General features: G+C 69.2%; 12 protein-coding genes. 6 read left to right on the top strand and 6 right to left on the bottom strand.

The window, feature by feature from the left end; genetic code table 11:
• Positions 1 to 89: 89 nt before the first annotated feature.
• The gene (locus FHY06_RS20700) at positions 90 to 1,532 is read right to left on the bottom strand and encodes a S41 family peptidase (protein WP_026346582.1); all 1,443 of its coding nucleotides are present in this window, start codon (positions 1,530 to 1,532) and stop codon (positions 90 to 92) included.
• 127 nt (positions 1,533 to 1,659) lie between these two features.
• The gene (gpmA, locus tag FHY06_RS20705; protein ID WP_019656600.1) at positions 1,660 to 2,403 is read right to left on the bottom strand and encodes a 2,3-diphosphoglycerate-dependent phosphoglycerate mutase; all 744 of its coding nucleotides are present in this window, start codon (positions 2,401 to 2,403) and stop codon (positions 1,660 to 1,662) included.
• Between the two features lie 105 nt (positions 2,404 to 2,508).
• On the opposite strand from gpmA, the gene FHY06_RS20710 reads away from it, so the two are divergent.
• From FHY06_RS20710 to nadA, 6 genes are all read left to right on the top strand, one after another.
• Positions 2,509 to 2,892, top strand: coding sequence for a rhodanese-like domain-containing protein (locus FHY06_RS20710; RefSeq protein WP_221404345.1), 384 nt, complete (start codon positions 2,509 to 2,511; stop codon positions 2,890 to 2,892).
• Positions 2,893 to 3,047: 155 nt separating this feature from the next.
• Positions 3,048 to 3,308 (top strand): glutaredoxin 3, encoded by a 261-nt coding sequence (gene grxC / locus FHY06_RS20715; RefSeq protein WP_126024726.1) that lies wholly within the window; start codon positions 3,048 to 3,050, stop codon positions 3,306 to 3,308.
• 119 nt (positions 3,309 to 3,427) lie between these two features.
• Complete coding sequence (gene secB, locus FHY06_RS20720; protein ID WP_093198195.1) at positions 3,428 to 3,892, top strand: protein-export chaperone SecB; 465 nt, start codon at positions 3,428 to 3,430, stop codon at positions 3,890 to 3,892.
• A 35-nt stretch (positions 3,893 to 3,927) separates the two neighbouring features.
• Positions 3,928 to 4,980, top strand: a complete 1,053-nt coding sequence (locus FHY06_RS20725) for an NAD(P)H-dependent glycerol-3-phosphate dehydrogenase (protein ID WP_184606200.1) — start codon at positions 3,928 to 3,930, stop codon at positions 4,978 to 4,980.
• Positions 4,981 to 5,005: 25 nt separating this feature from the next.
• Positions 5,006 to 5,884 (top strand): carboxylating nicotinate-nucleotide diphosphorylase, encoded by an 879-nt coding sequence (gene nadC, locus FHY06_RS20730; protein ID WP_184606201.1) that lies wholly within the window; start codon positions 5,006 to 5,008, stop codon positions 5,882 to 5,884.
• A 7-nt stretch (positions 5,885 to 5,891) separates the two neighbouring features.
• The gene (gene nadA, locus FHY06_RS20735) at positions 5,892 to 7,013 is read left to right on the top strand and encodes a quinolinate synthase NadA (protein ID WP_184606202.1); all 1,122 of its coding nucleotides are present in this window, start codon (positions 5,892 to 5,894) and stop codon (positions 7,011 to 7,013) included.
• A 118-nt stretch (positions 7,014 to 7,131) separates the two neighbouring features.
• On the opposite strand, the gene FHY06_RS20740 is transcribed toward nadA, so the two are convergent.
• Genes FHY06_RS20740 through panB form a run of 4 tightly spaced genes read right to left on the bottom strand, consistent with a single transcriptional unit; the run spans position 7,132 to position 9,937 of the window.
• Positions 7,132 to 7,494 (bottom strand): 6-pyruvoyl trahydropterin synthase family protein, encoded by a 363-nt coding sequence (locus FHY06_RS20740; protein WP_019656607.1) that lies wholly within the window; start codon positions 7,492 to 7,494, stop codon positions 7,132 to 7,134.
• Positions 7,495 to 7,533: 39 nt separating this feature from the next.
• Positions 7,534 to 8,172 carry a 7-carboxy-7-deazaguanine synthase gene (gene queE / locus FHY06_RS20745; protein WP_126183076.1) on the bottom strand — a complete coding sequence of 213 codons (639 nt, stop codon included), beginning with the start codon at positions 8,170 to 8,172 and terminating at the stop codon, positions 7,534 to 7,536.
• Complete coding sequence (panC, locus tag FHY06_RS20750) at positions 8,169 to 9,008, bottom strand: pantoate--beta-alanine ligase (protein WP_184606203.1); 840 nt, start codon at positions 9,006 to 9,008, stop codon at positions 8,169 to 8,171. The genes queE and panC overlap by 4 nt, the downstream gene beginning before the upstream one ends.
• A 26-nt stretch (positions 9,009 to 9,034) precedes the next feature.
• The gene (panB, locus tag FHY06_RS20755; protein ID WP_184606204.1) at positions 9,035 to 9,937 is read right to left on the bottom strand and encodes a 3-methyl-2-oxobutanoate hydroxymethyltransferase; all 903 of its coding nucleotides are present in this window, start codon (positions 9,935 to 9,937) and stop codon (positions 9,035 to 9,037) included.
• Between the last annotated feature and the right edge of the window lie 53 nt (positions 9,938 to 9,990).

Here is a 9,990-nt window from a genome sequence, read left to right on the forward strand (position 1 = left end):
TGCGGCCGCCCACCCCCTGCCGGGGTCGATACCGGCGGCCCGGCGAGGCCGGCGCCGCGGTACTCCTGAACTGAACCGACTTGCCCGGTTCAGTTCTCCTTCTTCTCTTCCTTGTTGTCGACGATGACCTGCGTCTTGCTCACGAGCACCGGCTGGCCCTTCAGGCGGTTGAGCGCCTGCACGAGCGGGAAGTCCTTGTCGGAGCCGAATTCGGGCACCTTGCGGTCCTGCGGCGGCTTCTTGGCCTCTTCCTCGAGGCGCTTGCGGGCCTCGTCGCGGGCCTTCTCGCGTTCCGGGTCCTTGACTTCGGGACCCTGGCCGCTGGCCAGGTGCTTCTCGAGGTCGGCCTCGCGCATGCGCAGGGCGGCGAAGGGGCTGCCCTCGGCGCTTTCGTCGACCAGCACGTTCGGCACGATGCCCTTGGCCTGGATCGAGGTGCCGCTGGGCGTGTAGTAGCGTGCAGTGGTGATCTTCAGGCCGGTGTCGGGGCCGAGCGGGCGGACCGTCTGCACCGAGCCCTTGCCGAAGGTCTGGCTGCCCATGATGGTGGCGCGCTTGTGGTCCTGCAGCGCGCCGGCGACGATCTCGCTGGCCGATGCCGAGCCTTCGTTCACGAGCACCACCAGCGGCACCGTCTTGAGCGCGGCCGGCAGGCTGCGCAGCGGGTCGCTGCCCGAGCGGCGCTGGTAGAACTCCGGCGCAGCCTTGTAGACCGCCTTGCTCTCGGCCAGCTGGCCGTCGGTGGTCACCACGGTGACGTTCTCGGGCAGGAAGGCCGACGACACCGCCACGGCCGCGTCGAGCAGGCCGCCCGGGTCGTTGCGCAGGTCGAGTACCAGACCCTTGAGGTTCGGGTCTTCCTTGTACATCTCGTCGATCTTCTTGACGAAGTCGTCGACGGTGCGTTCCTGGAACTGCGACAGGCGGATCCAGCCGTAGCCCGGCTCGATGATCTTGCCGCGGACCGACTGCGTGCGGATTTCCTCGCGCGTGATGGTCACGGGGAAGGTGCGGCTCTCGTCCTTGCGGAAGATGGTCAGCAGCACCTTGGTGTTGGCTTCGCCGCGCATGCGCTTGACCGCCTCGTTCAGCGACAGGCCGCGCACGGCGGTGTCGTCGATCTTGGTGATCAGGTCGTTGGGCTTGAGGCCCGCGCGGAAGGCCGGGGAGCCCTCGATGGGCGAGACGACCTTGATGAGGCCGTCTTCCTGGGAAATCTCGATGCCCACGCCGACGAATCGGCCCGTGGTGCCTTCCCTGAATTCCTTGAAGGACTTCTTGTCGAAGTACTGGGAGTGGGGGTCGAGCCCGGCGACCATGCCGGAGATGGCGTCGGAGATGAGCTTCTTCTCGTCGACCGGCTCCACGTAGTCGCTCTTGACCATTCCGAAGACGGCGGCGAGCTGCTGCAATTCCTCGAGCGGCAGGGGCGCGAGCGAGCCGCGCGCGACGGTCTGCAGCGAGACGGTGGTCAGGACGCCTGCAACGGCGCCGGCGGCGACCCAGCCGGTGATCTTGAGTTTCTGGCCCATCATGAGTGGTTGTCCTTGTCGGCGGCTGTCAGTCCAATATACACAGCTTGGAAGCAAATTGTTTGCCGGGGTTCCACGGGTGGAGCGCCGGACGGGGGCTTTTTCTGGGCGCTCCTGGCGGGCCTTGTCAGCCCTTGCCCTGCGATGCCACCGCGGCGGCAGCCTTCTCGGCGGCCGCGGCATCGCCGAGGTAGTAGTGGCGCAGGGGCTTGAGGTCGTCGTCGAGCTCGTACACCAGCGGGATGCCGTTGGGGATGTTCAGCCCGACGATGTCGTCGTCGGAGATGCCGTCGAGGTACTTCACCAGGGCGCGGATCGAGTTGCCGTGGGCCGCCACCACCAGCCGGCGGCCGGTGCGGATGGCCGGCGCCATCGATTCGTTCCAGAAGGGCAGCACGCGCGCCACCGTGTCCTTCAGGCACTCGGTCAGCGGGATCTGCTCGGGCGAGAGCTTGGCGTAGCGCACGTCGCCGCGCTCGCTGCGCGGATCGTCGGCTTCCAGCGGCGGGGGGGGCGTGTTGTAGCTGCGGCGCCAGATCAGCACCTGCTCGTCGCCGTATTTCTTGGCGGTCTCGGCCTTGTTCAGGCCCTGCAGGCCGCCGTAGTGGCGCTCGTTCAGGCGCCAGGAATGCACCACGGGCAGCCAGGTGCGGTCGAGTTCGTCGAGGGTGTGCCAGAGGGTGCGGGTGGCGCGCTTGAGGACGCTCGTGTAGGCGACGTCGAAGTCGTAGCCCTCGGCCTTGAGCAGCCGGCCGGCCTGCTTGGCCTGTTCGACGCCGGTTTCGGTCAGGTCGACGTCGGTCCATCCGGTGAAGCGGTTTTCGAGATTCCAGGTCGATTCGCCGTGACGGATCAATACCAGTTTGTGCATGTGGGAGGCCTTTGGCTGCGCTTGCGAAACCCCGCATTCTAAAATCCCCGGTTTGCCATTCAAGGAACCCCCGTGAAATTGATCGAATTCGTCACCGCGAACTGGATGCTGATCCTGATCGCGCTCAGCTCGGGCGCCATGCTGGCCTGGCCGCTGGTGCGGGGGGCGGGCGGCGGAACGCTCACGGCACAGGGCGCCGTGCAGCTCATCAACCGCGAGCGCGCGGTGCTGGTCGACGTGCGCGAGCCCGAGGAGTTCGCCACCGGCCACATGATCGGCGCCAAGAACGTTCCCCTGAACCAGCTCGAGGAAAAGCTCGCCGGCGCGGTCAAGAACAAGAACGTGCCGCTGCTGCTGGTGTGTGCCACCGGTGCCCGCGCCCAGCGCGCGGTGGCCGTGGCCAAGAAGCTGGGCTACGAACAGGCCCAAGCGGTATCCGGCGGGCTGAAAGCCTGGAAAGACGCTAACCTGCCTGTCGAAAAAGCCTGAATATCGACTCGTCCCCAGGCTTCGCGCACTTCGTGGCGCTGCGCCAGCCCCCTGCCGGGGGCAACGTACGCGTTCCGGCCAAGCCGGTTCCGCGGCTTTCCCCCAAGGGCCGGTGGGCGAGTTGAATAAATGAAACTTTCCCCAAGGTAGAGCGCATGCAAGCCGTCAAGATGTACACCACCGCCGTTTGCCCTTACTGCATCCGCGCGAAACAGATCCTGAAGTCCAAGGGCGTCGAGCAGATCGAGGAGATCCGCATCGACACCGACCCCCAGGCCCGCAACACCATGATGGAGATCACCCAGCGCCGCACGGTGCCCCAGATCTTCATCGGCGACACCCACGTGGGCGGCTGCGACGACCTGATGGCGCTTGACAGCCGCGGCGGCCTGGTTCCGCTGCTGCAGGGCGCCTGAATCCGGCCCTGCCCCGGAGCCGTCTTCCGGCCGGGCCATAATCGCCAGTTCACTCATCTGCAGCCCGCTGCGGGAGCCCCTCCCCGGCGGGCATTGTTTTGATCCTCGAAAGTTCAGCCATGGCCGACCAGCAAGCCCAAGATCCCGTGTTCCAGATCCAGCGCGTCTACCTCAAGGACCTGTCGCTCGAGCAGCCCAATTCGCCCGCGATCCTGCTGGAGCAGGAGCAGCCCACCGTCGACATCCAGCTCGGCGTGGACGCCCAGCCCGTGGCCGAAGGCATCTTCGAGATCACCGTGGCCGCCACCGTGCAGACCAAGATCGGCGACAAGACCGTGTTCCTGGTCGAGGCCAAGCAGGCTGGCATCTTCGAGATCCGCCACCTGCCCGAAGAGCAGATGGGCGCCATCCTCGGCATCGCCTGCCCGCAGATCGTTTACCCGTACCTGCGCGGCAACGTGGCCGACGTGATCCAGCGCGGCGGCTTCCCGCCAGTGCACCTGGCCGAAATCAACTTCCAGGCCATGTACGAGCAGCAGCAGGCACAGGCCGCCGGCCAGGCTGCGCCCTCGCTGGCACAGTAATCGCGGCACTGCAGCCGTAGCAGCCACTAACGCCGATGAAGATCTGCGTTCATGGCGCCGGCGCCTGGGGCACGGCGGTCGCCGTCAATGCGGCGGCCCGCCACGAAGTCACGCTCTGGGCGCGCGATGCCGCCCAGGCCGACGCCATGTCGGCCGCGCGAGAGAACTCCCGCTACCTGCCCGGGCTGGCCCTGCCGGCCTCGCTGGCCGTGCGCGCCGGCGACATCGGCCAGGCGCAGGCCGGCGCCGACCTCGTCATCGTGGCCACGCCCATGGCGGCCCTGCGTGCGCAGCTCGTTGCGCTGCGCGGCACCAGCGCCGCGGTGGCGTGGCTGTGCAAGGGCGTCGAGCCCGCGCTCGACACGTCGTCCCCCGCATCCTTCGGCCTGCTGGCCCACGAGATCTGGGGCCAGGTTGCTCCTGAATTGAGAGCGGGCGTGCTCAGCGGCCCCAGCTTCGCGCAGGAGGTCGCCGAAGGGCGGCCGACCGCGCTGGTGGCCGCCAGCCCGCACGCCGCCGTGCGCGACATGCTGGTCGACGCCTTCCACGGCCCCGCGCTGCGCGTCTACGCCAACGAGGACATCGTCGGCGTGGAGGTGGGCGGCGCGGTCAAGAACGTGCTGGCCATCGCCACCGGGCTGTGCGACGGCCTCGCGCTCGGGCTCAACGCCCGCGCGGCGCTCATCACCCGCGGCCTTGCCGAAATGACGCGCTTCGGCCTCGCGCTGGGCGCGCGCGCCGAGACCTTCATGGGCCTTTCGGGCCTGGGCGACCTGGTCCTTACTTCCACCGGCGACCTGTCGCGCAACCGCAAGGTCGGCCTGCTGCTCGCGCAGGGCCGCACGCTGGCGCAGGCCGTCGATTCGCTCGGCCATGTGGCCGAGGGCGTCTACTGCGCCCGCACCGTGGTGCAGCGCGCCCGGGGCCTCGGCATCGAGATGCCCATCGCCGAAGGCGTGGTCGCGCTGCTCGACGGCCGCGTGAGCCCGCAGGACGCCGTGGCGGCCCTCGTCGGCCGCGAGCCGGTGCCCGAATCGGTGCAGCTCCAGCAAGCGGGCGCCGCCGCTTCCCCTCGTCAATCCTCCTGAGAAAAACGCAGAGACAAAGAGAGCCATGAGCCTTCGCTTTGATTTTTCAGCGTCGGCCGTGGCCGCGCTGGCCCTGTCCGATGCCACCCGCGCATTGCAGGAAGACGTCGCCGACGGCGACCTCACCGCCTCGCTGGTCGATCCGGCCCGCAGCTCCCGCGCCCGCGTGCTTGCGCGCGAAGCCGCCGTCGTGTGCGGCGCCCCGTGGGTCGAGGCCACGCTGCGGCAGCTCGATCCGCAGGTGCGCATCCAGTGGCTGTGCGCCGAGGGCGAGCGCTGCGAGGCCGGCCAGACCGTGCTCGAGATCGAAGGCTCGGCTCGCGCGCTGCTGACGGCGGAGCGCACTTCGCTCAACTTCCTGCAGCTGCTGAGCGCCGTCGCCACCAAGACCGCCCTCTACGCCGACGCCGTGCGCGGCACCCGCGCGCGCATCGTCGACACCCGCAAGACCATTCCCGGCCTGCGGCTTGCGCAGAAATACGCCGTGCGCACCGGCGGCGGCCTGAACCACCGCATCGGCCTGTACGACGCGGTGCTCATCAAGGAAAACCACATCGCCGCAGCCGGCGGCGTGGCGGCCGCCCTGCGTGCGGTGGCACCCGCCGCCGCGAAGGCGGAGTTCGTCGAGGTCGAGGTCGAGACGCTGGCCCAGCTGCGCGAGGCGCTCGACGCCGGGGCGCGCATGGTGCTGCTCGACAACATGGACCTGCCCACGCTGCGAGAGGCCGTGCGCATCAACGACGAGGCCGGCGAAGACCGCAAGGCCGTGCTCGAGATCTCCGGCGGCGTCACGCTGGACGGCCTGCGCGCCCTGGCCGAAACCGGCGTCGACCGGATCTCCGTCGGTGCCCTGACCAAGGACGTCAAGGCGATCGACTACTCGATGCGTTTCCAGGAAGGCTGATCCGCCCATGTCGTCCACGGTCATCGACGTCGACTACGAGCAGCCCGCCGAAACCAGGGCCGGCGCCATCTGCGACACCCGCCACGCCTGGGCGCGCGTGCCGCCCGAGCCATCGCCCGACGAGCGCATCGCGCTGAAGGAGCGCATCCGCCGCCTGCTGCGCGAGCGCAATGCGGTGATGGTGTCGCACTTCTACGTGCATCCCGACCTGCAGGACCTCGCCGAGGAAACCGGCGGCATCGTGAGCGATTCGCTCGAAATGGCGCGCTTCGGCCGCGACCACGCCGCGCAGACGCTGGTGGTGTCGGGCGTGCGCTTCATGGGCGAGACCTCGAAGATCCTCTCGCCCGACAAGCGCGTGCTGATGCCCGACCTCGACGCGAACTGCTCGCTCGACCTGGGCTGCCCGGTCGACCAGTTCAGCGCCTTCTGCGACCAGCATCCCGACCGCACCGTGGTCGTCTACGCCAACACCAGCGCAGCCGTGAAGGCGCGCGCCGACTGGCTGGTCACCTCCAGCTGCGCGCTCGACGTGGTGAACGCGCTGCATGCGGCGGGGCAGAAGATCCTCTGGGGGCCCGATCGCCACCTGGGCGACTACATCCGCCGCCAGACCGGCGCCGACATGGTCAGCTGGAACGGCGCCTGCATCGTGCACGACGAGTTCAAGGCGCTGGAGCTCGAGCTGCTCATGAAGGAGCACCCGAAGGCCAAGGTGCTGGTGCACCCCGAGTCGCCCTCGGACGTGATCGCGCTGGCCGACGCGGTGGGCTCCACCTCGGCCATCCTGAACGCGGCGCAGCGCATGGACGCCAGGGAGTTCATCGTCGCCACCGACAGCGGCATGCTGCACAAGCTGCGCACGCTGAACCCCGGCAAGGTCTTCATCGAGGCGCCGACGGCCGGCAACGGCGGCACCTGCAAGAGCTGCGCGCATTGCCCGTGGATGGCGATGAACGGGCTGGTGGAGCTCGCGAATGCCCTGGAGACGGGCGCGGGGGAAATCCACGTCGATCCGGCGCTGGGGCTGCGGGCGCGGGTGCCGATCGATCGGATGCTGGCGTTCACGGCCGGGCTGAAGAACGGGCAGGCGCCGGGGAGCCTGGTGGCGGGCATCGGCGCGGCCTGACCCCGCTTCGCTCCTTCCCCCCGCTGGGGGAAGGTTGGGATGGGGGCGGGCAGAGCGCTCGATGGTGGCGCCGCGTGCCCCCACCCCGGCCCTCCCCCAGCGGGGGAGGGAGAAAAACCTAGAAATCGACGGTACAGCTGTCCCCCAGCGCCTCCCGCCACACCTTCACGCGCGCCAGCGAGGCCCGCAGGTCCGGCAGCGCATCGGCGATGAACACGCAAAGGTTCTCCAGCGTCGGCGGGTGCAGCCCCGCCACGTCGTCCAGCAGGTGATGGTCGAGCTGCTCGCGCACATCCTCCAGCCGGCGGCGCAGCAGCCCCAGGTCGATCACCATCCCCGTCACCGGGTCGCGCTCGCCCGTGAGCCACACCTCCGCGTGGTAGGTATGTCCGTGGATACGGCGGCTGCCTTCCACTTCGATCTCGCGCTTGAGCGTATGGGCGGCGTCGAAGAAAAAGCGTTGGCTGATGGTGAATCGCATTGTCGAAAGAGAAACTCGGGAAAAAAAGCGGCCCCCGCCTCAGCGGATGCCGGTGATCTTGTGCGTCTGAACGCTGAGCCGCCACACGGGCTGCTTCATGCATTCGGCGATGCACAGCTCGGTGTTCGCGACGCGGTCGGGTCCGTCCATGGGCTGCAGGAAGCGGTGCGTGAACTCGCCGGTGCGCGCCATGGCGTCGAGGTCGATGCCCTGCTGCGGCCACACCAGCTTGAGCTCCTGGCCGCGCCGCTGCACCCATTGCGCGCCGGCCTTGGGGCTGATGCACAGCCAGTCGATGCCCTCCGGCGCCTCGACCGTGCCGTTGCTCTCGACCGCGATGCGGAAGCGGCGCGCGTGCAGCGCGTCGACCAGCGCAGCGTCCACCTGCAGCAGCGGCTCGCCGCCGGTCAGCACCACCAGCCGGTGGTCTGCGTCGGCAGCGGGCCATTGGGCGGCGATGGTGTCGGCGAGCAGGTCGGCGGTCCTGAACTTGCCGCCCAGCGTGCCGTCGGTGCCGACGAAATCGGTGTCGCAGAAACGGCAGACGGCGCTGGCGCGGTCTTCCTCGCGGCCGCTCCAGAGGTTGCAGCCCGCGAAGCGGCAGAACACCGCGGGCATGCCGGCCTGTCCGCCTTCGCCCTGCAGCGTGTAGAAGATTTCCTTGACGCTGTATGTCATGGGGCGGCCGTTTCGATCTCGAGGTTGTCGATCAGGCGCGTGGCGCCCAGGCGCGCGGCGGCCAGCGCCACCAGCGCGTCGCCGGCGGCGGGCGCCTGCAGGTCGCGGCGGCGGCGCAGCACCAGGTAGTCGGGCTGCCAGCCGCGCGCGGCCAGCGTCTGCATGGCGCGTGCCTCGATGGCGCCCAGGTCGCGCTCGCCCGAGCGCACCGCCTCGGCCATCGCCTTCAGCGCCTTCGACAGCTGCACGGCCTCGGCGCGCTCGCTCTCGCTCAGGTAGCCGTTGCGCGACGAGAGCGCGAGGCCATCGTCGGCGCGGAAGGTCTCGCCGCCCACGATCTCGATCGGCAGCGCGAACTGCCGGACCATGTGGCGGATCATCATCAGCTGCTGGTAGTCCTTCTTGCCGAACACCGCCGCGCGCGGCTGCACGCACTGGAAGAGCTTCATCACCACCGTGCACACGCCGACGAAGAAGCCGGGGCGGAAGTGGCCTTCGAGGATGTCGGCCAGCGCCGGGTCGGGGTGCACCTTGCAGGTCTGGGGCTCGGGATAGAGCGCCTTCTCGTCGGGCGCGAACAGCACGTCGCAGCCGGCCGAGCGCAGCTTCTCGCAGTCGCTCTCCCAGGTGCGCGGGTAGGTGTCGAAATCTTCGTGCGGCAAGAACTGCAGGCGGTTCACGAAGATGCTGGCCACGGTCACCTCGCCGAGCGGCTTCGCCTGCCTCACCAGGGCCAGGTGGCCGTCGTGCAGGTTGCCCATGGTGGGGACGAAGGCGGGGCGCCCGAAGGCGGCCAGGTGGCTGCGCAGGTCGTCGATGGTGTGCGCGATGTACATGGGTTGGTTTCCTTTTCCTTGTCTGCCTACCAGGCGTGGAGGCGGTCGTCGGGGAAGCTGCCGTCCTTGACGGCCTGCACGTAGGCCTTGAGCGCGGGCAGCAGGCCCGGCGCGTCGGCCATGAAGTTGCGCACGAACTTCGGCATCTTCCCGAGGTTGATGCCCAGCATGTCGTGCAGCACGAGCACCTGTCCGGCGGTGGCCCTGCCTGCACCGATGCCGATGGTGGCGCAGTGCTTCAGCTCGCCGGTGAGCTCGGCGGCCAGCGCGGCCGGCACCATCTCGAGCACCAGCATCGCGGCGCCCGCGTCCTGCAGCTCGTGGGCCTGCTGCTTCAGCAGCGCGCCGGCCGTGTCGCCCTTGCCCTGCACGCGGTAGCCGTCGAGCGCGTGCACCGTCTGCGGCGTGAGGCCGAGGTGGGCGCACACCGGAATGCCGCGCTCGACCAGGAAGCGCACCGTGTCGGCGGTCCAGCCGCCGCCTTCGAGCTTGACCATGTGCGCGCCGGCCTGCATCAGCACGGTGGCGCTGCGCAGCGCCTGTTCGCGCGACTCCTGGTAGCTGCCGAAGGGCAGGTCGGCGATGAGCCAGGCCGTGCCCTGCACGCGGCGCAGGCCGCGCGAGACGCTGTCGGTGTGATAGCGCATGGCCTCCAGGCTCACTCCCACCGTGCTGTTCAGGCCCTGGCAGACCATGCCGAGCGAATCGCCGACCAGCAGGCAGTCGACACCGGCTGCGTCGGCCATGGCGGCGAAGGTGGCGTCGTAGGCCGTCAGCATCGCGATCTTCTCGCCGCGCGCATGCATGTCGGCCAGGCGCGGCAGGCTCACGGGCTTGCGCGACGCGGGCGGGGAAGCCGGCGGCAGCGTGCCGTAGGGCGAGGCCGGCGGTGCTTCAGTGGCGGCGGTGGTGGGCGTGGTGTGCGACATGGTTGGGTTTCTCCCTGCGGGCGTCGGTGGCCGGGCATCCTTGAGTGAAGAAA

This window comes from Variovorax atrisoli, from assembly GCF_014195185.1.
Taxonomy (GTDB): domain Bacteria; phylum Pseudomonadota; class Gammaproteobacteria; order Burkholderiales; family Burkholderiaceae_C; genus Variovorax; species Variovorax atrisoli.